Here is a 21,484-nt window from a genome sequence, read left to right as displayed (position 1 = left end):
TCGGCCTCGCCGCTGCCACTCACAGCATCCGCCAGATTTCCGCCTTCACCGCGCGGATCACGTCGGCCAACGGTTGTTGGGCGTCCACATTCACAACGCGGCTTTCGGGAAAGCCGAGTTGCATCACCGCCGCGGTGCGCGCGCGGATGATCTCGGCGTCCATGTCCGGCTCGCGCAGCGCGATGGTCTCGGGCGTCGCGTCCAGCTTGATCACAAGATCGGGCGGCAACTGGCGGGCGAGCGCATAGGCCCGCGCCTCGAACCCGCGCAGCCATTGCGGCACGCGGGCCAGGCGCGGCAGCAACGGGCCGTCGTTGTAGTCGAGGATCTGGTTCTGCGGGTATCGGTCGGCCACCACGACCAGGCCGCGATCGGCGCCGCGGCGGGCGGCCAGCAGCTTCATCCGCTTCTCGACCGCCAGAACCGTGGCCCAGAGCATCATCAGCGCGCTGTAGAGCGCGCCGGGAGGGCGGCCGGAAACCTTGCCGTGCGACGATCCCTTCGGCTTCGTCCGCATGAAGCGGGTGACCAACGGGACCATCAGCTTGAACGGCAGGAGCAGGAACGACGGCCGGCCGCCGCCGGTGCCGAAATAGATGGGCAGAACGTCGATCTCCGCACCGAGCCATGCCCGCATGGTTCCGACGACCGTGGTCTTCCCGCTGCCGTCGACGCCAAGCACCGCCACGACGATCCCCCCACCGGGCGCCTTCCGGCTCCATGGACGCGGGGCGTGCAGATAGCGCTTGTTGAGGCCCCCGAAGAGCCATGGAACGGCCCGTGCCGCGCTCCGCAAGCCACCCTCGGCGGCATTGTAGGAGCGGTGCGGCGCCAGGTATGCGTGGACGCGCCGGCGAAGCCCGCCCCGGTTCGCGAACGCCTCGTTGCTGCAGACGGCGTCGGCAAGCCTGTCCGCCAGATTGTCGTCCACCAGTTCCCTGGCACGGGCAAGGACTGTCGCACGGTCGAGCCTCGCGGCGAGCTGTGCGTGATCCAGCGCGAACTTCGCTTTCGTGGCCCGCCAGTGCCGGAGTGTCACGGGATCGCGCCGCCGCAGTTCGATGCAGCCACGCACGACCAGCAGCAGCGCCTCGTGCGCGGGATCGAGCATCAGGATCGGAAAGGCAGGGTGCGGGATGGCGCGCGCAAGCAGCGTCTTCTCCCAGGCAAGCCGGTGGTTCTTGAACAGCCTGGCGCCCAGGACCAGGCGGAAATGCAGATGCAGATGGACGATCAGGCCGCTGGACTCGTCATAGCCGAGAAAGCTCTCGACGGCCGGATGATTCCGGCTGGGCACGGACGGAAACTGCTTCAGGCGGCATTCGAGCAGGATGCGCCGGGCGCGGTGCTGCTCCTCGCGCGCGACCAGCAGGTCGAGGTCCGCCTCCCCGGCCAGCACTTCGCGGATGCGCCTGCTGCTCTTCCAATAGCAATAGGAGATATTGTCGCGATGAAATGCACCGAGGACCACCAGGAGGAGGTCGACGACAGGGCCGTCGATGCCCGATTCTGCGACCGCGTCGTCTCTCATTCTGGCCATCCCCGGTTCTCGTCCGCCGGGCGTCTCCGGCTCGCCCTGCCCCGCGCCTGCGGGATTCAATAATCTCGCAACAACGGCGTCTCGGAATAATATTTCTTGTACCGCATGAAGAATTCACCGCTATCGCCATAACGATAGCGTGCGTGCTTCTTCAGGTTCACTTGCATGATGACGGCGCCCGCCAGATCGGAACGCCCCTTGTCGAGGCAGCCGGTGCTGCGCAGCAGCGCCAGAGCATTCTGGGCCACGTCCCTGCGGGTCTTGCCCCATTTCACGACGAAGAGAACCTTGTCCACCATGGATGCCAGCAGGCGCGCCTCGGTAATCGCGAGCAGCGGCGCGCTGTCGATCACCACGCAATCGTATTTCTCGCGCAACTGGCGCAGCAGGCGCGACATGTGTTCGCTGGCGAACAGCGTCAACGGATCGATCGGGCCACGCCGCACGACCAGGTAGTCGAGATCGAGACCGGGGAGGCGCTGGATGACCTGCGATGGCGGGCGGTCATTGAGAAGCAGATCGAAGACGCCGCTCTCGGCGGTGCCGCCGATCTCCCGCAGCACCGCAGGATGGCGGAAATCGAGATCGACCAGAACCACGCTGCGTCCGAGCTGCGAGGCGTAGACGGCGAAACTGACGGCCAGCGTGGTCTTACCTTCCAGCGGCACGCTGGAACTGATGAGGATGACCTTGGATGCGCTGCTGGGGGCGGAAAGCTGCAGCGCCGCCACGACCGACCGGATCGCCTCGGTGTAAGGCGCGTAGGGGCGGTCCAGGAGGTACTGGTGCGGCCGCCTTCGTGTGCTGCGGCGCAGCTGCGGCACCAGGCCGATGCAGGGGATGCCCAGCGCATCGTGGACATCGCGCTCGCTGCGCAGCGTGCCGTCGAGCCGATCCAGGACCAGCGCGAGCAGGCTGCCAATGATGGCCGAGACGATCAGTGCGGGGAGGATGAAGAGAATGGGATTGGGCGAACTCGGGCGGTCCGGCGGCGAGGCCAGCGAGAGGATGCGCAAACCGGGAGAGACCGTCTCACGCTGCTGCTGCAGTTCCTCCCGGCGCTGCAACAGGGTGTCGTAGAGGTTGCGGCTCGATGTCGCCTCGCGTTCGAGCTCACGCAGGCGAATGTCGGCGCTGGCGCCCTGCACGTTGGCCAGCGCCTGCTGCGTCGACTGGACCCGGGCCGCGGCCATCTGCGCGTCGTTGGCGAGGTTGGCGGCCGTGCGTTCGAGTTGCTGGCCGATCTTCTGCCGCACCGCCTGCAACTGGGCGCGGATCTGCTGCATCTTCGGATGGCCTTCGCCGAAGCTGGTGGTGAGATCGGCCTGCGTCTGCAGCAGCGCCGTCTCCTGGCGTTGCAGGTCGACGAGCACCTGGGAGTCAGGGCTCCCGGCCAACGCATCCCTGCCCGCCCCGCCATGCTGGACGTCCCGGACCCTTGCCAGTTGCGCCTGTCGCGCGGCGAGGTCGGCTTCCGCGGCGGCGAGTTGGCGGTTGAGGTCACCCAGGCGCTGGTCGATCACAGCCGTCCGGCGCGTGTCTGCCAGGCCGCGTGACGACTGGTAGTCCTGCACCGCCGTCTCGAACCGTTCGACATCCCCCTTGAGTTCGGGCATGCGCGCGGCGAGCCACGCCAATGCGTGATCCGTATAGGCGCGCTTCTTCTCCATCTGGCTGTCCACGTAGAGCTGGATTGCCCGGGTGGCGACGATGGCCGCCGCCTCGGGGCTGGGCGACGTGAAGCTGACGGCGACGACGTGCGAGCCCATCTCCTGAAAAACCTTCAGGCGCCGCTGCAGGTCCCGAAGCGTCATGTTTCCGGACTCGTGGGTGCCGGGCAGCCATGACAGCGGTATCCAGGCCGTCAGCTGATGCCACCGATCGTCTGGCGTTGCGTCGGCTCTCGGCTCGGGCGGGGCGGCCGCCGCCTGGAACTCGGGGTCCCGCAGCACACTGTCGAGCACCCGCTGCAAATGGTCGTGGGAGGTGAGAGCGGCCACTTCCGTGAGGATCGCCGATTCGTCCGCCGGCGTGATGTCGATGGCCGCCTGGCCGCCGACCAGGCCGACGACCTGCCGCTCGATGACCATCTGGGCCTTCGCCGTATATTGCGGCGGCAGCAGGAACGCGACGGCGCAGATCAGCGCCGTTCCGCAGAGGGTGACCGCCAGGATCAGCCGGCGCCGCCGGCGCAAGACGTTGGCGAGATCGCGGAACTGCAGGTCGGAGCCCATTGTCAGCCGCCTTTCCTGCCGCGGGCACGCGCCGCGGCTAAACGCCCGGCCTTTGGGTCATGATGATGATGCGCGCGCAGGACAGCGTGCCGACTGGCGATGGCACATGGCGACCTAGGCATAGCGCCTCCAGTCGCCGGCGCGCGCGGCGGACGATGGCATGCCGGCCTCTGCCAGTTCCGGCGGGGGCGGCTCGATCCCCGACACGTGGTTGGCATCGAGCCAGGCCTGCACCATCAAAATTGCCCACAGCTCATTGCCACGGTCCCGTCGCCCGGTCAGGTGCTCCTGCCAGCAGTCCTGGACACGCGCGGCGTCCATGAAGCCTTCGCGCCGGAGCCGCGATGCGTCGAGCAGGTCCGCCGCCCAGTCGCGCAACGGACCGGAGAGCCATGCGCCAACAGGCACGTTGAAGCCCTGCTTCGGCCTCTCGAACAGGGCATCGGGGACATAGCGGCGCAGGATCCGCCGCAGCAGCCACTTGCCCTTTCCGCCGCGTACCTTGAGGTTGGAGGGCAGGCGCCAGGCGAACTCGATCACCCGGTGGTCGAGGAGCGGGCACCGGCCTTCGAGGCTCACCGCCATGGTCGCACGGTCCAGCTTCACCAATATGTCGCCCGGCAGATAGCCCGTCATGTCGCGGAAGATCATGCGGCTGATGGCGTCCGGCAGCGGGGGAACCGGGGCGTCGTCCGCCAGGATGGAGCCCAGCGACACCGAGTCGGCGCTGAGCGTCGTCAGCCGGTCGTAGAGGTCCTGTTCGCCATCGGCATCGAGCACGCGGGTGAACTTCTGCAGGTTCCCGCTGCTCAGCGTGCGGCGCAGATGGCTGGGCAGCGGCAGCGCCCGCATGAGCCCCTCCATTGCCTGCGGGCTCAGCACGTGCAGCGCCGAGGCAGCCGCCCGGCGAACCGGCATCGGCAGGCCGAAAACCGGTGCGAAGCGGGCCGGCATGAAATGCCTGGCATAGCCGCCGAACGCCTCGTCGCCGCCGTCGCCGGAGAGCGCCACGGTCACGTGCTGCCGGGCAAGCTGGGACACCAGCAGCGTGGGAATCTGCGATTCGTCGGCAAACGGCTCGTCCCAGATCCGCGGCAGGTCAGGGATGACGGCGCGTGCCTCGGCGGGGGTGACACGAAGCTCGGTGTGGTCGGTGCCGAGATGTTGCGCCACCCGCGCGGCGGCGTCCGCCTCGTCGTAGCCGGCTTCATCGAACCCGATCGTGAACGTGCGGACAGGCCGCGACGATTGCGCCTGCATCAACGCGACGACGGTCGAGCTGTCGATTCCGCCTGACAGGAAGGCCCCCAGCGGCACGTCGGCCAGCATCCGTTCGCGGACGGCGGTGCGCAGGAGCGAATCGAGCTCGCTTTCGATTTCCGCAATATCGAGAGCGAGGAGATTGCGCTGGCCGGCCTCGGCGACCTCGGCGAGCGACCACCAGGGACGAACACGCTCGCGCAGGCGCAGGCTGTCCGTGTTGACGAGGTCGTCAGGGCTGACCGACAGCATCGTGCCGGGCGGCAGCTTGAACACGCCGCTCCAGATGCAGTGCTGGTCCGGGATCCAGCCCTGGCGCAGCACCGCGGCCAGCGCGGCCGGGTCCACGCTCGGACGGAAGCGCGGATCGGCCCGGAACGCCTTCAGCTCCGACGCGAAGAGGAGCGCTCCTTCGACCAGGGCCACATACAGGGGCTTCTTGCCCATCCGGTCGCGCACGAGGTGCAGAACGCGGCGCTTGCGATCCCACAGGCCAAGGGCGAACATTCCGGCGAACCGGCCGAGGGCCGCCTCGATGCCGAAACTCTCGAACGCCGCGAGCATCGCCTCGGTGTCGCTGTGACCGTGGAACTCATGCCCGAGCGACTCCAGCTCGGTCCGCAATTCCGGGAAATTGTAGATCTCGCCGTTGTAGGTGATCACCAGGCTGGCGTCATGCGACCGCATCGGCTGGCGGCCCGCCTCCGACAGATCGACGATGGCAAGCCGGCGATGGCCAAGCGCCACGCCGGCGTCGCTATCGGCCCAGAGACCGCCGCCGTCGGGCCCGCGGTGCCGCAGCATGTCCGCCATCGCCTCCACGACCGCGAGCCGTCGCGGGTCGGCTGCTTGCGGAGCGAGCAGGATGCCGACAATGCCACACATGCCATCAACTCCCTGTTCGCGCCGCAGGCGCCATGTCGCGTGTCATCGCGGATCCTTCACGGCCCACCGGCCGGCGCGCAGTCGGCAGCGTCGCGCAGATCAGGGGGCGCCGCGGCTGCCCCCGTCTCGATTCCGGACGCCGGAACCTGCTCCACAACGGATCGGGGGTGCATGAGCTTCGAATACAAGCGGCAATACCGGGTCACTGTGAGTTCGAGCCCGAACTCCTGCCGCACCAGCGTCGCGGCGCGAACGCCCATGGCCCGCGCAGCCTGCCGGTCGTGCAGCAGGTCGAGGATTCTCCGCGCGAGCAGGTGCGGCGCCCGCGGCGGGACAAGAAAGCCGTTCCAGCCGTCGCGAATGACGTCGTTGCAGCCGGGCATGTCCGTCGCCACGATCGGCAGCCCGGCCAGTCCGGCTTCGAGAAGCGCGCGCGGCACGCCTTCGCGGTACTCCGTGGGGAACGCGAACACATCGGCCAGGCGAAGCAACGCCGGCACGTCCGATCGCTGCCCGAGTGCTGCGACGTACGGCGCATGACGATCGATCTCGGCCTGCGCCACCGCCAGGGTTCCCTCACTCTCGCGCGGCCCCACCAGCAGGAAGCGCACACCGGGCCGCGCCTTGTGCACCTGGGCGGCGGCTTCGAGCAGGGTGGGAATGCCCTTCTGCCGGGTGAGGCGCGTCACCGTGACGACGACCTCGGCCGTGCCGAGACCGAGCGTCTTGCGCAGTTCTGCCGGCGAAGGCCCGGCGGCCAGATCCCGCTCGACCCTGGCGATGTCGACGCCGGAGCCGGGGATGAGCAGGCTGTGGCCCGCACCAGCCATTTGGTGGCGCGCGAAGAACGCCTGGTCTTCCCGGTTCTGGAACACGGTCGCGGCCGTCGACCGGGCCGCCAGGCGATGCAGCACACGCTGCACCGGGCGCAGCAACAGGGCGAGCGGCGAGCGCGACGAATAGACCCAGCCCATGCCGTTGATTGTCCGCACCACCAGCAGGTCGCGGACCCCACGTGCCGCCAGCGGAACCAGGATGTTCGGCTTGGTGTCGAAGCTCTGCACCAGATCGGGACGCGTGCTGGCAAGAAGCCGCTTGAGTGCCGCGATCCCCGAGCGGTCCGCCAAAGGATTCAGAAAGCGATCGAAATGGAACCGGTGGTAGGCGAGCCCGGCGCGGGCGAACGGCGCCGGCTCGCCCGTGCCGGCGGCGGTGACACGCAAGCCGCGGGCCTGGAGGGCGAGCAGGAAGGGTATGCGCAGATAGTGGTCTTCGCCGCCAACGCAGAGTATGTGCATGGCCGTCGGCGCCCGTATGCGCGCGTTGGCTACGGGTCCTGGCAGGACGGCAAGCCTGCTCACGATCGTCGTCCTGCCGGCCGGTTCTGCCGCCCGGCCGGCTCCTCGAGATTGCGCGGAACAATCCTGCTCATCGTGAATTCTTCTGCCTCGAACACATCCGGTGACAGTCGAACAAGGTCCGCAGCCCCGACATGGACTGCATGATGCGCCCAGGCGCGACCACTCAGCGGGGCAATAACAGTCCACCCGCCTTGGCTTGACCACTCAGCCAAAAGGATGGGGCTGCAACGATCATTGGATCTAGTTTGAGCCATCGCATCGCCGCCGTCGGCCGAAATCCGGCCTGCCCAGCCGCAACGGGAAGGGCACAGATGCGCCATCGGCGGCGCGCCAACCGCCGCGCTGACCGCTGCAGGGTCACGGCTCACGTACTCGTCAAAACGAGCCGGTTCAGTGCCGAGGGAAACGAGCGGAGCGCATTACGACGGATTCACAATCATAACCTTCCGGCACCTTCGGTCATTGATCGCAATGCGGGTTTGACCCTGTTGCCCTGCGCGAACAAGGTCAAATTCCTGGCGCTCGGCCCCCATCCCTTCCGGTCGCCAGACTGCGCCTTACGTCGCCTCTGGGAAGTGCACGTGGCGTGCTCGGGAGAACGAAATGAAGGTCGTGATTCAATCCGGTGGCAAGGGAACGCGTCTGCGGCCCTACACGACGGTGCTCCCCAAGCCATTGATGCCGGTCGGGTCGAAACCGGTGCTCGAGCTCCTGCTCAAATGGCTGCGGCGGAACGGCGTGCGGCAGGTCTACATCACGACGGGCTATCTCGGGCATCTGATCCGCAGCTTCTGCGGCGATGGGCGGCAATGGGACCTTCGGATCGAATATACGGAAGAGCGTGAACCTCTCGGCACGATCGGCCCCCTCAGCCTGCTGCGCGAGAAGCTGGATGGCACGTTCCTGGTGCTCAACGGCGACGTCCTCACCGATCTGAACCTGAACGCCTTCACCGCCTCGCACCGCCAGCATGGCGCCGCGCTGACGATTGCCACCGTCCAGAAGAATATTCGGATGGATTTCGGGGTGATCGAACAGAAGAATAACAAGGTGGTCCGCTTCAGGGAGAAGCCGAATCTCAGTCACCTGGTCAGCATGGGCATCTATTGCATGGAACCCGAGATGCTCGACCACATCCCGACGGGCGTTCCTTTCGGCTTCGATGACCTGATGTTCCAGATGCTGGAGATGGAGCTTCCCGTTTCCACGTTCCTGCATAGCGGCTTCTGGCTCGACATTGGCCGGGTCGAGGACTTCCAGCGGGCACAGGAGCTTGGGTGGGACGATGAGGCGCCGGCGTTCGAGACGGCATCCTCCACGTTCGAGACGCCAGAGGTCGCCTGACGGAGAGATTACGGGGCCACGAAGGCCGATATACGGGGAGGTGTGCCGTGTTGCTCGTTTCCGAGCCCAGCCTGGGCGCTGATGAGAAGCAAGCCCTTGTCGACGTCATCGACAGCAACTGGATCACAATGGGAAGTCGCGTCCAGGCGTTCGAGCGGGCGTTCGCCGACATGCACCGGATGGCCGACGCGGTCGCCGTGAACTCCTGCACCTCGGGCCTGCATCTGGTGATGGCGGCGCTGGGCATCGGCCCGGGAGACGAGGTGCTGGTCCCTTCCCTGTCTTTCGTGGCGACGGCGAACTGCGTCGTCTATTGCGGCGCGAGGCCGGTGTTCGTCGATATCGAATCCCTGGACGTGCCGCTGATGTCATGCGCCGACGCCGCTGCCAAGTGCACCGCGAGGACCAAGGCCGTCATCGTCATGCACTATGGCGGCTATCTGGTGGACCGGGACGCCTGGCGCGACTTTGCGGACTCCCGCGGGCTGTTCCTGATCGAGGATTCCGCACACGCGGTCGGCACCGCGCGGGCGAGCATCTTCGGCGACGTCGCTGTCTTCAGCTTCTTCGGCAACAAGAACATGACCACGGCCGAAGGCGGGATGATTGTCGCCGGAGATGACGGGCTGCTGGATCGGATCCGACAATTGCGCGCCCATGGCCTGACGAGCAGCACCGTGCAGCGCCTGCGCGGACAGGCGGTTTCCTACGACGTGACCATGCTTGGCTACAACTACAGAATGGACGAGCTGAGCGCCGCGATCGGGCTCGTTCAGCTTGGGAAGCTTGACCAGTGGAACAAGAAGCGACGGATGCTGGCGCACTTGTACCGGGACCTTCTCGAAGAACGCTGCCCCGATGTGCTGCTGCCGTTCCCCGAGGAGCGGACCACGTCGCACCATATCATGCCGATCGTCCTGCCCAGCGCGATTGATCGCCAACGGGTCATCGGCATCCTGCGCAGCGACGGCATCCAGACCACGATCCACTATCCGCCTATCCACTGCCTGTCGTGGTATCGGAACAACACGCCCGTCGTCTCCTTGCCGCTGACCGAGGATTTCGCGGCACGTCAGCTGACGCTGCCGTTGCATCCCAAGATGGAGGCACAGCACGTGGATCTGGTGACGCAGGTCCTGGCGAATGCCGTGACCACAGAACTCGCGGGATAGGGGCGATGGCAAGCGACGGCCGGATCACCGACATTGCGCGGCTGGACGCGTACGAGATGGGCACCGAGGCCCTGCCCATGTTCGACCTGGTGGTAGCGACCGGTGCGCTAGTCCTCCTCGTGCCGCTCATGATCCTCATCGCGGTGGCCATTTGCGCGGATAGCGGATGGCCGCTCTTCTTTTCGCAAACGCGCCTTGGTCGCGGCGGTCGCCCGTTCCGCCTGTATAAATTCCGCAAGTTCCACGGCAGCTGCGGAACAAACGGCCAGGCCGTCACCGTGGAAAATGACTCCCGTTTGACGCGCGTCGGCCGTGTTCTGGAGCGTGCCAAGCTCGATGAGCTGCCACAACTCTGGAACGTCCTCAAGGGCGACATGGCGGTTGTCGGGCCGCGCCCGGAGACGCCCAATTTCGCGGATTGCTTCGATGATTCATGCCGCCGGGTGCTGGATTACAAGCCGGGCATCTTCGGCCCGAGTCAGACGCTGTTTCGCAACGAGGGGTCGCTGTACGGAGGCGCTGACGACCCGGAGCAGTATTACCGCGATGTGCTGTTCCCGACCAAGGCCCGCATCGACCTGGCATATTATCCTTCACGAACCATGTGGCGCGACATCGGCTGGATATTTCGCGGGACGTTTGCCGTATTCGGCGGCTCGCCGCTGTCGGGCCCGGGCGCGAACATTGCCGAAAGCGTGGAGCGGTGGGTCCAGGAGAACCGCCGCGAGACGGTGCGCTGACGCCATTGCCCTGGACGATGCGCGACACGCGGCCCCTATAAGAGGAGACGGTCTTGGGATACGGGGGAGTGAGAGTTCTGGTAACCGGCGCCGATGGCTTCATCGGCTCGCATCTGGCCGAGGCGCTTTCGGACCGCGGCGCCACTGTCACGGCATTATGCCTCTACAACTCCTTCGACGCCCATGGCTGGCTGGACGACATCCCTGCCGACGTCCATCCGACCCTTACGCGCGTGCGCGGTGACGTTCGCGATGCAGCGTTCATTCGCCGCCTCATGCCGGGACATGACGTGGTCTTCCATCTCGCGGCGCTGATCGCGATCCCGCATTCGTACGTTGCCGCCCAATCCTACGTGGAAACCAACGTGCTGGGGACGCTCAATATCCTGGAGGCCGCGCGGGAGTGTGGCGTCACGCGCGTCGTCCATACGTCCACCAGTGAAGTCTACGGCACCGCCATCACGCTGCCGATCACGGAAAGCCACCCGCTGCAGGGGCAGTCGCCGTATTCCGCCTCGAAGATCGGCGCCGACATGCTCGCCGAATCGTTCGCCCGCTCTTTCGGCCTCCAGGTGGCCATCCTGCGGCCCTTCAACACCTTCGGCCCGCGCCAGAGCGAGCGTGCGATCATCCCCACGGTCATCCGCCAGATGCTTGACCCGGAATGCCCCGCGCTCAAGGTGGGGGCGACCGACACCGTTCGCGACTTCACATTCGTCGATGATACTGTCCGGGCATTCATGGCCCTTGGCATCGGCTCCGGAGTCGAGTTCGGGCGCCCGTACAATGCGGGCACCGGCAAGGCATTCGCTGTTGCGGACATGATCGAGCTGGTTGCGGAGATCACGGGTTGCACCAAGCCTGTCCGACAGGAAGCGGAGCGGCTGCGCCCGGACAGCTCCGAAGTTCTTGCATTGCAGGCCGACAGCAGCCGCCTCACCGGGGATGTCGGATGGCGTCCCCGTGTCGGATTTCGGGATGGCCTGACCCGCACGATTGCGTGGTGGCGAACCCGGCTTGGCAATGGCCGGGTGCGACGAGAAGCCACTTTCATGACCTGAGGCGGCCGCGCCGCATGCTGCCGGGCGGGAGGGGCTTGGCGACCGCGACCCATGGCACTGATATGACGGCTGGGAACGAGGCGTAGGAATGTGCGGGATCATCGGTGTGATCGGGACGCGGCCCGCGGCGCCGCGGCTGCTTGAGGCACTGGGACGGCTGGAGTACCGCGGCTACGACAGCGCCGGCATCGCGACATTGGTGAACGGCCGTATCGAGCGCCGGCGCGCGGAGGGCAAGCTTGGCAACCTCTCGGCCGTGCTGGAACGCATGCCGCTGTCCGGCACCACCGGCATCGGCCACACGCGCTGGGCCACGCACGGCGCGCCGACCGAGGGCAACGCGCATCCGCACGGCACCGCGCGTGTCTCCGTGGTCCATAACGGCATCATTGAGAACCACGCCGAGCTGCGCGCGGAACTGGAGGCGGCGGGCCAGGAGTTCTCCACCGAAACCGACACGGAGACGGTGGCTCAGCTCATCGACCTGAATCTCAGGCACGGCATGGACCCGGTCGACGCGGCGAGCGCGGCCTTCCGCAGGCTTGAAGGCGCCTACGCATTGGCGATGGTCTTTGCCGGGCACGCGGACCTGATCGTCGGCGCCCAGCATGGCGCCCCCCTCGCGGTGGGCTTCGGGGAGGACGAGATGTTCGTCGGCTCCGATGCACTGGCACTCGCCCCGTTCACCCGCCGTATCGCCTATATGCGCGACGGGGACTGGACGGTCATCAATCGCAGCAGCGCGCGTTTCCTCGATGCAAAGGGGAACCACGTCGCGCGTGACGTGAAGCTCACGAAGCTCACCGGCGCGGCCATCGGCAAGGGCAATTTCCGCCACTTCATGGAGAAGGAACTGCACGAGCACCCCGTGGTCATCGGGGATACGCTGCGCCGGATGGTGGATCCCTCGACCCGGGGGATCGCGCTGCCGGAGCTGCCTTTCGACTTCGCGCGCATTCCTCGTATCACCATCAGCGCCTGCGGCTCAGCCTTCTACGCCGGGCTCACCGGCCGCTGGTGGTTCGAGGCGATTGCGCGCATCCCGACCGACGGCGATGTCGCCAGCGAATTCCGCTATCGCACGCCACCGCTTCCGGATGGTGGCCTCGGCCTGCTGGTCAGCCAGTCCGGCGAGACCGCGGACACGCTGGCGGCGTTGCGCTACATGCGCGAGCAAGGGCAGCATGTGCTGTCGATCGTCAATGTTCCCGAAAGCAGCATGGCGCGCGAGTCCGAGGCGGTGCTGGAGACGATGGCCGGCCCCGAGATCGGTGTCGCCAGCACCAAGGCGTTCACGGCGCAGCTCGTCGTATTGGCGTGCCTGGCGCTCGCCGCCGCGCGGGCGCGCGGCACGATCGGTGCGGCCGAAGAGGCGGCGCTGACCGGCGCGCTGCTGGAGGTGCCCGGGCGGGCCGCCGATGTGCTGGAAAAGGACGAGGCGTTGCAGGCGATCGCCGCGCGCCTCGTGCAGGCCCGCGATGTGCTCTATCTCGGCCGCGGCAACTGCTTCCCGATCGCGCTGGAAGGCGCGCTGAAACTGAAGGAGATCAGCTACATCCACGCCGAGGGCTACGCGGCCGGCGAGATGAAGCATGGCCCGATCGCGCTGATCGACCCCACCGTGCCGGTGATCGCCGTCGCGCCCTCCGGCCCGCTGTTCGAGAAGACCGCGTCCAACCTGCAGGAAGCCGCCGCGCGCGGCGGCCAGGTGATCGTGTTCAGTGATGCAGCGGGCGCGGCGAAGCTCAAGGGCATCGCGACGGAAACGGTGGTGCTGCCCGACGTCGATCCGTTCGTGGCGCCCATCCTCTACGCGGTGCCAATGCAGTTGCTTGCCTATCTTGTCGCGGTGCTGAAGGGCACCGATGTCGACCAGCCCAGGAATCTGGCCAAATCCGTGACGGTCGAATAAGGCACGCTGGCCCCACCGAGGTGACCCGATGCGGCCCCGCGGTCGCGCCCGGAACCCGATGCACAATATCGCGAGGACTTACGATCTATTCAGATTGTCTGCTGGAGTGCAACTTACAATCATATTATGTGCTGTTTCGATATCTTTCGGCTCGTTTTGTGACAAATTGGTGACGGGTCCGATATCATTACCGGTACTGCGGCGACCTCCGGGTTCACGCAACCGACACGCTACAAGTTGTAGAGCGAATCTAAGTCATCTGGGCAGCTCCGATGCGCAACGTATTGATTCGTCCTGGACTCCATGGCGGAGACGCAGAAACGGATGCGAACGTCAAAGATGGCGAGCTGGCTGTCGGCCCGGCGCGAACCGTGCCCTGTCGCGATGCCCCTGGGCAGGCCGCCGGCCTCGCGACGCGCGTAGCTATTCGCGGGGATGCCGCAGCCACGGCGCCGCTGGAACAATTGGCGGGCGCCGTTCCCTCGCGCGGGAGACTCGCCACGCAGCGTTGGACCTGGCGATGGGCTGGCTTCGATGCGCCGGTCGTCGACGCAGGGTCGCGCCGCGACCGTCCGCTCCGGCTGATCCAGATGATGGCCACCTATGGTCACCGCCAGCCGGCTCCCGGCAGTCTGCAGGCGAGCCCCATCCTGGTTGCGGACCGAGCGCCTCGCGAAACGCCGAGCCCCCCCGGCGAGTCGACAGCCAAGCCGAATCGGTTGCTCGTCGTGGAGCGGCGGGAATTCGTGCGCGGATGCCTGACCTGCTGGTTGAACCGCTTCTGCCAGGAGTTCGAGGTGACTGCCGGATCCGACGCCGTGACGTCGTTCCAGGTCGAGGCGCTCAAGCGGGCCGCAGCAGTGATCCTCGGCGTGGACAAGCCGGTGCAGTCCGATGAATGGCTGGAAGCCCAGATCGCCTGGCTGCGCGCCAACTGCCCGGAACTGCCGATCGTCGTGATCGTCGATGCCGACGAAGCACGCGGCGCCGAGGATATGGTCGTCCAGCTGGGCCTGCAGGGCTATATCCCGACGTCCAACAATGTCGAGGTCGCGGCCGCGGCGCTCCGCCTTGTCGTCGCCGGCGGCGGATATTTTCCGCGTCTTCGTGGCCACGACCGGCCACAGGCGCAGATGCTGCTTGAGGGGCTGCAAGCCGTGCCAGACTCCGCGATCCCCGCAAAGCTGACGCCACGCGAGAAAGCGGTGCTGGACCTGCTGCGCCAGGGGACCCCGAACAAGCTCATTGCCTTCCGGCTCGGGATGTCGCTGAGCACGGTGAAGGCGCATGTGCACAATATCATTCGCAAGCTCCGCGTGCGGAACCGAACCGAGGTCGTTGTCGCCACCGGCCTCGTCCAGGCGGGTGTGCCATCCATGCCTGCCCATGAAGCGGTCATCGCATTGCCCGCTCGTGTTGTGGCGCGGCCGCAGCGCGGAAATAACGGCAGCTGAAGGCGGCGCCCGCAAGCGCGTTGCTTCAGCCAGCAACAGACCGGGTGAGAACCGCTACGGCGCCGCCTACGGCCAACGCAGCTCCGCCACGTAGTCCGCGACCGGGTCGCCCGCCTGGCCCCAGTTGCTCGACCAGATCACCTGGGAGCCGTCGGGTGATGGGGAGGCATGGGCCTCGCTCCAGTAGTCGTGCTTGGCGGCGCGGGTCTGCACGATCCGCCGGATCTCGCCGCTGCCGTCTATGCGCAGCGCCACGACCTCCTGGTAGAACGGCGCCCAGTCCGGGTGTTCGGTGATCTCGGCATATGTGCCGGTATAGGTCAGGAAAACCCAGCCTGGCCGGTTGATGCTGCGGATCGAGGCATGCTGACCTTCCCCATAGGGTGCGAGATCCGTGACCTTGCCGTCACGCAGCCGCCGTTTGATGACGTGATACTTGTCCGGGTCGGCCTTGCTGATGCCCACATAGACGTCGCTGCCATCGGGATCGATCGTCATGTCGCCGTGCCCCGGCCGGTGATTGCCGGTCCAGTGCTGGATCTGCGCCCCACGGACGGTGAAGATGTATGATTCGTTGGTCTCGTCCGGCATTTCCTGGAAGCAGAATATGTATTCGCCGGAGGGCGAGATGCTGCAGTAGCTGTTGGTGCCCGTCAGCTTGGTGAGGTCGATATCCGGGTACTTCATCCGTGCGTGGATGTCGTACGCGAATGCCACCATCGTCCCTTCGGCATTCGTGGCGCGGACCACGAGCCGTTTGCCGTCCTTCGAGGGATTACCCTTGTACGGCCCGAACTGAAAGCCTCTGTAGCCGTTGGGCGCGTAGACGACGTTCTTGGTGTCGGTCCGCGGCGCCCAGGTATAGATCTCGTTGCGGTCGGCACAGATCATCAGCGCCGCGTCGGTGGGGTGCCATTCGCACTCATTGGGAACGATGCGCTGGAAGACCGGCGCGAAATTGCGCCCGTCCAGAAACAGCGAGCACGCCTCCTGGCATCCATTGACGATCAGCAACAGACTCTGATCCGCGTTCCATGCCTGCGACGTGGCATAGCGGTGCGTGCAATAGTCCGGGCTGCAGGACGCGGTCGGCAGCACCTGCCCCCCGGGATCGGTCACGCGCGTGAACGGTGTCCCGAAGGCCGGGTCGGTCACGGACTGCAGATAACCTGGCCGCGGCATCTCCGGTGTCGGAACCGGCTGTGCCGTCGCCAGATGGTCATAGGCCAGCGCCGTGCTGACGCTTACCGCCAGCACGGCCGTGACGTAGAGAGCCCGCACAACGATCAACACTTGCAACCCGCCTCTGCCCGTTCGCCACCTCGTCAGCCGAGCTTGATCAGGGCGTGCCCCGATCCGTCATCCGCGACCTGGAAGCTGCCGCTGCCAAGGGTGGAGTTCTGGAACAGCAGCGTCGCGACGCCGGTGCCCCCGCTTGCTATCTGCAACAGTCCGGTGGCGGCCGCGTAATTGAGGGTCACTCCCGTCGGGACAACGTCCCTGAGGTCGATCTGGTCACCGATCCCGAAATTCTCGAGCAGCGGGCCAGTGTATGTCGACAGACCTACATTGGTTCCGAACAGGGCGGCGCTGTCAACGATCAATTCGGACGGTCCGAGGAACTGCATCTGGTTGCCCGATCCCGCATCGGCGGCAACCTCGAGCGTTGCGGTGTTGGCCAGCTGGAACACCCCGGTGCTGGCGGGATCGACAGTGGTGGAGACATCGAGGCCGCCGCCGTTGGCGATGGCAAGGGTGCCGTTGTTCGTCATGGTTCCGGCGGTGTTGCTGCCGCTCAGTGTCCAGCTTGCGCCGGTATCCACCTTGACGGTGCCGAAGCCGAGGAAGCTGCTGCCCAGGCCGGTGATGGTGCCGGTTGTCGGCCCCTGCGCGAGCTCCAGGGTGTTGGCGCCGCTGCCGCCGCCGACCGCGCCGACAAACACCGCGCCGGGATTCACGACCAGAAGATCGGCCGCACTTCCGGAGAACTTCACGGCGTAGCTTGACCCGGAGATCGTGCCTGCATTCGTGACCGTCCCCGCTCCGCCGCCGAGGAAGATGCCGAACGCGCTGCCGCTGATCGATGCACCCGCAGCGTTCGCCACACTGCCGCCGCCTTCGATATCGAGCGCCGCGCCGGAGGTTGCGCTGATGCGGCCGTAGTTGGCGACGGTCGCGGCTCCGCCGTTGACGAAGACGCCCGCACTCACCCCTGAAATCGACGCGCCCACGGCATTCGAAACACTGCCCCCAGCCGAGAGCAGGGCGCCGAAACTGGCGGTGCCGGCGATGCTGCCGCTGTTCGTGACCGTCCCGGGCCCGCCGGTCATGAAGACCCCTGTCTGCCCGGAGAGTCCGCCATTGTTCGTCAGGCTGCCGGCGCCTCCATAAACGCTGGCGCCGGCACCGTTTCCCGAGATCGACGCGGCCACCGCGTTGGTAATGCTGCCGCCGGACCCAAGGCGGACGCCCGTCGAGCCGATGCCGGTGATGGTTCCGGAGTTGGCCACCGTTCCCGCGGCGTGCCCGAAATCGACGCCCATGCCGGTGCCCGAAATGGTCCCTCCCGCCACGTTCGTGACGCTGCCGCCAGACCCGAAATAGATGGCGTATTGCCCCGTGATCCGGCCGGCATTGGTAATGGACCCTGAACTGCCGGATCTGACGTAGATGCCCTCCCGGCTGCCGGAAATGGACCCGCCCGCCGCATTCGACACGCTGCCGCCGGCGCCGAGAACGACACCGTGATACGTGTCGCCCGAGATGCTGCCGGCGTTCGCCACCGCAGCAGCGGCGCCGGTAACGAACACGCCGAACTGGCTGCCGGAGATGGTGCCGGTCGCATTGTTGGTGACTCCGCCGCCATCCCCCAGATCAACACCGGCGCCGGCGTTGCCTCGGATGCTCCCGGTATTGGTGACGGTCCCCGCCGCCCGGTACTTCACGTAGACGCCGCTGCTGCCGCCCAGGATGGAGCCGCCCACGTTATTGGTGATGCTGCCCCCGAGCCCCATGACGATGCCGTCATACGTCCCGCCCGATATGCTGGCGGAGTTCACGATCGTGCCGAGAGCGAATTCCGTGAACACGCCGAACTTGTGGCCGGAGATGTTCCCGCCCGTATTGTTCGTGATGAGGCCGCCGCCCTCGAGATAGACGCCGGTACCGTTCGCGCCCGACGAGCTGATGCTGCCGGAATTCGTCACCGTCGCGGCGCCGGCATTCACGAAGATGCCAGAGGAGTAGCCGGCAATCGACGCCGACGCGGCGTTCGAGATGCTGCCGCCGGCCGAGAGCAGGACGCCGATATGGTTGGCGCCCGTGATGCTGCCGCTGTTCACGACCGTACCGGTACTGCCGGTGATGAAGACGCCGCCGCCGAGCGTACCCTGACCGGAGATCTTGCCTGTCGCATTGTTGGTGACGCTGCCGCCGTTCAGCAGGGCAACGCCGTCGTCGACCGTTCCGGTGATACCACCGGAATTCACGACCGTCCCGCTGCCGCCCTGTAGAATGACGCCATCCTCGCTGCCCTGGATCGTGCCGGTGTTGGTCACGGTGCCGCCGCCCGTGAGTGCGACGCCGTAGGTGAGCACGCCGGAGTTGGGCGGCGTGGCGACGATGGTGCCGGCGTTTACGACCGCCCCGACGCCGTGTTGGATCTGGACGCCGAACTTGCTGGATGTGATCGACGCGCCGGACGCATTGGTGACGCGGCCGCCCGACTGCAGAAGAACCCCGGTTTGCCCGGATATCTTGCCGGCATTCGTGACGGTCCCATTGGCGCCTGCGATCGAGATGCCGAATGTGCTCCCGGAGATGGCAGCGGCAATCCCGCGCGTCGGCCCATTGTTGATCGTGCCGCTGCTGGCAAGTGATATGCCGATGCCGCCCGACGAGGTGACCTTGCCGTCATTGGCAATGGACCACGTCGTGAGCGCTGGACCATCGATGCCGTCGATTCCGGTGCCAAACGAGATCACGGAGCCGGTGCTGGTGATCGTGAGGGGATTGTCCGTGGCACGGAGAACAACCGGGCCGATAATGGTGCTGCTGATCGTCCTGGCCATTTGTGCATCCCCACGATATGGGCGGGCTGGCGCAGCCGGTATTGCCGGCCGCACAATGACATTCCACGACAACACCTCATGCGCGCTGTCGTCACCGCAATCCGGCGGCAGTTCCGCTGCCGCCATGGTGAGGTGACTTCGTTGCATATTGCGTCACGGGTCAAGTTGGCACTTGGGTCTAGTACTCGCCGTGGTCGCGATACGAGCACGAACCTGGACGACAGGCAGTGGGACGGCGAACGGCGAATATTGCTTCAAGTCCGCAATATGACGCCCGGCAACACACGGACTCTGATACGCGCAAAAGCGCTCGCACCTGCCCGGAACCGGGCAGAACTCGGCGGCAAATTCGGTGCATGCGCTTCGAGCCGCGTTGGAGGACGGACGACGTGCGTTGCAAAGGTCGTGCGCATCCAGATCGGCGTTGCAGCGCCGGTGTTGCAAAACGGGGGGCGTGGCGCCCGTCTGTTCCAGACAGCCATCGGCAGGCGACACGGTGACGCGCTCACGTGGATTTGACCAATGTCAAAGAGCCGATGCGATGAAGGCGCTTCTCATGATCGTGAAGGGATCGGCGATAGCCCATCGGGTGCCACAGGCATACCCACAACCGAGATTCGCAGCGGCGACGTGCGCGCCGCGACCGCCGGATGACGAGAGGAGTTGAACATGGCGACCACCAGCGGCAACACGGCTTCTGCCTCGACCAGCTTCGCTTCCATCAGCGCCGCAGCGCTTCCCTTGGCGACCTCGCTCGTTCCCGCCTACAGCCACATCGTCGTCGTCGTGGAGGAGAACCACGGCTACAGCCAGATCATCGGCGACACCGCCGATGCGCCTTACATCAATAACACCCTCGCGGCCGGTGGCGCGCTGCTGTCGAACTACACCGCCCTGTCGCATCCGAGCGAGCCGAACTATTTCGCCCTCTATGCCGGCAGCACGTTCGGCGTCACGGACGACAATTTCCACAGCGAGCCCGATCCGACGCTGGCCACCATCCTGCAGGGCGCCGGGAAGAGCTTTGTCGGCTACGTCGAATCCGGCAACTCGGACCAGAACCACAATCCCTGGGAATACTTCCCCGAAGGCACGTCGGTCGAGCAACCCTTCAGCAGCTTCCCGACCGGGAATTTCGCCTCTCTGCCAACCGTCTCGTTCGTCATCCCCACCGACGATAACAACATGCACAGCGGCACGATCGCGCAGGGGGATGCGTGGCTGCAGGCCAACATCAATGGCTATGCGCAGTGGGCGACGGCCAACAATTCGCTTCTGGTCGTCGTATGGGACGAGAACGACGGCAGTTCCGGCAACCAGGTGGCGGCGATCCTCTATGGCGCCCACGTCGTCCCGGGCATCTACAGCCAGCCCTACAACCACTACGACCTGCTCAGCACGATCCTCGCCGCGTCCAACCTGACCGGCCCCAACAATGCCGCCACCGCGTCTCCCATCGCGGCGTTCAGTGCCAGTTGCTTCGCTGCGGGAACGCGCATCGCCACAGCCGCGGGCGCAATGCGGGTCGAGGACCTGCGCGCCGGCAACCACGTGGTCTCGGCATTCGGCGGCACGGCGCCGGTGGTATGGGTCGGCTACCGGCGTGTCGACTGCGCCCGGCACCCGCGGCCGCATGACGTGTGGCCGGTTCGGGTGCGTGCGGGCGCGTTCGGCACCCTGATGCCGCAGCGCGACCTGCTGCTGTCGCCAGACCATTCAGTGTACGTGGATGGCGCGTTGGTGCCCATCCGGTATCTCGTCAACGGTGCGACCATCTCGCAAGAATGCGTGGATCACATCACGTATTTCCATGTCGAGCTGCCGGCGCACGACGTGATCCTGGCCGAAGGGTTGCCGTCCGAGAGTTATCTTGACACCGGCAACCGCGCGGCGTTCGCGAATGGCGGCACGACGGTGATGCTGAATCCGGATTTCGCCCTCGAGGTGTGGCAGACGCAGGCGTGCGCGCCGCTGACATTCAGCGGAGAGCGTCTTGCGCGCATGCGCGGCGCATTGCTGGAGCGCGCCGCTGACCTCGGCCATGTCATCGGCAGCGATCCGGATCTGCATGTCATCGCGGACAACATCGTCCTGCCGATCGCCAGTGAAGGGCGGACCTGCCGCGTGCACATACCGCAGGCCGTGCAACAGCTGCGCCTGCGCTCCCGGACCTGGACACCCGCGCACACCCGTATCGACGGGACCGATACGCGCCTGCTCGGTGTGGCGCTCAGCAACGTCCGGTTGGACGGGCGCAGCCTCGCCGACGACGATCCGCGCCTGTCATCGGGCTGGCATGGTCCGGAAACCGGGCTGCGCTGGACGGACGGCGATGCGGGTTTGACCCCGGCCGGTGCAAGGGTCCTGGAATTCGACGTCGCCGTTACCGGACTGTACTGGATTCAGCGCGAGCACGAGCAACTCCGGCGCGCGTAACCCATGGATGGCCCG

Annotated in this window: 13 protein-coding genes; 7 read left to right on the top strand and 6 right to left on the bottom strand. The window is 66.3% G+C overall.

The genetic code is table 11. The features are described 5' to 3' along the window. Positions 1-19: 19 nt before the first annotated feature. The 4 genes from OL599_RS09410 to OL599_RS09395 form a co-directional block, all read right to left on the bottom strand. Positions 20-1,531, bottom strand: coding sequence for a hypothetical protein (locus OL599_RS09410; RefSeq protein WP_264713453.1), 1,512 nt, complete (start codon positions 1,529-1,531; stop codon positions 20-22). 65 nt (positions 1,532-1,596) lie between these two features. Then, positions 1,597-3,774 (bottom strand): GumC family protein, encoded by a 2,178-nt coding sequence (locus OL599_RS09405; RefSeq protein WP_264713452.1) that lies wholly within the window; start codon positions 3,772-3,774, stop codon positions 1,597-1,599. A gap of 114 nt (positions 3,775-3,888) precedes the next feature. Beyond that, on the bottom strand, positions 3,889-5,919 hold the full coding sequence (gene asnB / locus OL599_RS09400; protein WP_264713451.1) for an asparagine synthase (glutamine-hydrolyzing): 2,031 nt from the start codon (positions 5,917-5,919) through the stop codon (positions 3,889-3,891). Positions 5,920-5,975: 56 nt separating this feature from the next. Further along, on the bottom strand, positions 5,976-7,280 hold the full coding sequence (locus tag OL599_RS09395) for a glycosyltransferase family 4 protein (protein ID WP_264713450.1): 1,305 nt from the start codon (positions 7,278-7,280) through the stop codon (positions 5,976-5,978). A gap of 603 nt (positions 7,281-7,883) precedes the next feature. On the opposite strand from OL599_RS09395, the gene OL599_RS09390 reads away from it, so the two are divergent. The 6 genes from OL599_RS09390 to OL599_RS09365 all read left to right on the top strand — a co-directional run bounded on the left by OL599_RS09390 (position 7,884) and on the right by OL599_RS09365 (position 14,963). Continuing rightward, positions 7,884-8,624, top strand: coding sequence for a nucleotidyltransferase family protein (locus tag OL599_RS09390; RefSeq protein ID WP_264713449.1), 741 nt, complete (start codon positions 7,884-7,886; stop codon positions 8,622-8,624). A gap of 47 nt (positions 8,625-8,671) precedes the next feature. Further along, entirely contained in the window at positions 8,672-9,796 is a 1,125-nt protein-coding gene (locus OL599_RS09385) for a DegT/DnrJ/EryC1/StrS family aminotransferase (RefSeq protein ID WP_264713448.1), read from the top strand. Between the two features lie 5 nt (positions 9,797-9,801). Beyond that, the gene (locus OL599_RS09380) at positions 9,802-10,536 is read left to right on the top strand and encodes a sugar transferase (RefSeq protein ID WP_264713447.1); all 735 of its coding nucleotides are present in this window, start codon (positions 9,802-9,804) and stop codon (positions 10,534-10,536) included. Between the two features lie 53 nt (positions 10,537-10,589). Continuing rightward, positions 10,590-11,597, top strand: coding sequence for an SDR family NAD(P)-dependent oxidoreductase (locus OL599_RS09375; protein ID WP_264713446.1), 1,008 nt, complete (start codon positions 10,590-10,592; stop codon positions 11,595-11,597). An 88-nt stretch (positions 11,598-11,685) separates the two neighbouring features. Further along, positions 11,686-13,509 (top strand): glutamine--fructose-6-phosphate transaminase (isomerizing), encoded by a 1,824-nt coding sequence (gene glmS / locus OL599_RS09370; RefSeq protein WP_264713445.1) that lies wholly within the window; start codon positions 11,686-11,688, stop codon positions 13,507-13,509. A gap of 272 nt (positions 13,510-13,781) precedes the next feature. Further along, positions 13,782-14,963, top strand: coding sequence for a response regulator transcription factor (locus OL599_RS09365; protein ID WP_264713444.1), 1,182 nt, complete (start codon positions 13,782-13,784; stop codon positions 14,961-14,963). A gap of 66 nt (positions 14,964-15,029) precedes the next feature. Here the strand turns inward: OL599_RS09365 and OL599_RS09360 are convergent, their stop codons facing one another. Both OL599_RS09360 and OL599_RS09355 read right to left on the bottom strand, forming a co-directional pair. Next, complete coding sequence (locus OL599_RS09360; protein ID WP_264713443.1) at positions 15,030-16,256, bottom strand: hypothetical protein; 1,227 nt, start codon at positions 16,254-16,256, stop codon at positions 15,030-15,032. Positions 16,257-16,288: 32 nt separating this feature from the next. Beyond that, positions 16,289-19,033, bottom strand: coding sequence for a beta strand repeat-containing protein (locus tag OL599_RS09355; protein ID WP_264713442.1), 2,745 nt, complete (start codon positions 19,031-19,033; stop codon positions 16,289-16,291). A gap of 669 nt (positions 19,034-19,702) precedes the next feature. On the opposite strand from OL599_RS09355, the gene OL599_RS09350 reads away from it, so the two are divergent. After that, positions 19,703-21,469: a Hint domain-containing protein gene (locus OL599_RS09350; RefSeq protein ID WP_264713441.1), complete on the top strand. Its 1,767-nt coding sequence runs from the start codon at positions 19,703-19,705 to the stop codon at positions 21,467-21,469. The last annotated feature ends 15 nt before the right edge of the window (positions 21,470-21,484 follow it).

This window comes from Limobrevibacterium gyesilva, from assembly GCF_025989185.1.
Lineage (GTDB): Bacteria > Pseudomonadota > Alphaproteobacteria > Acetobacterales > Acetobacteraceae > Limobrevibacterium > Limobrevibacterium gyesilva.
This window is presented reverse-complemented; position numbering and strand designations above follow the sequence as displayed.

What these genes read in the sequence shown, in the direction of transcription:
- OL599_RS09410 (WP_264713453.1), bottom strand. Translation starts at nt 1,531, where the DNA reads ATGAGAGACGACGCGGTCGCAGAATCGGGCATCGACGGCCCTGTCGTC.
- OL599_RS09405 (WP_264713452.1), bottom strand. Translation starts at nt 3,774, where the DNA reads ATGGGCTCCGACCTGCAGTTCCGCGATCTCGCCAACGTCTTGCGCCGG.
- asnB (WP_264713451.1), bottom strand. Translation starts at nt 5,919, where the DNA reads ATGTGTGGCATTGTCGGCATCCTGCTCGCTCCGCAAGCAGCCGACCCG.
- OL599_RS09390 (WP_264713449.1), top strand. Translation starts at nt 7,884, where the DNA reads ATGAAGGTCGTGATTCAATCCGGTGGCAAGGGAACGCGTCTGCGGCCC.
- OL599_RS09380 (WP_264713447.1), top strand. Translation starts at nt 9,802, where the DNA reads ATGGCAAGCGACGGCCGGATCACCGACATTGCGCGGCTGGACGCGTAC.
- glmS (WP_264713445.1), top strand. Translation starts at nt 11,686, where the DNA reads ATGTGCGGGATCATCGGTGTGATCGGGACGCGGCCCGCGGCGCCGCGG.
- OL599_RS09365 (WP_264713444.1), top strand. Translation starts at nt 13,782, where the DNA reads ATGCGCAACGTATTGATTCGTCCTGGACTCCATGGCGGAGACGCAGAA.
- OL599_RS09355 (WP_264713442.1), bottom strand. Translation starts at nt 19,033, where the DNA reads ATGGCCAGGACGATCAGCAGCACCATTATCGGCCCGGTTGTTCTCCGT.
- OL599_RS09350 (WP_264713441.1), top strand. Translation starts at nt 19,703, where the DNA reads ATGGCGACCACCAGCGGCAACACGGCTTCTGCCTCGACCAGCTTCGCT.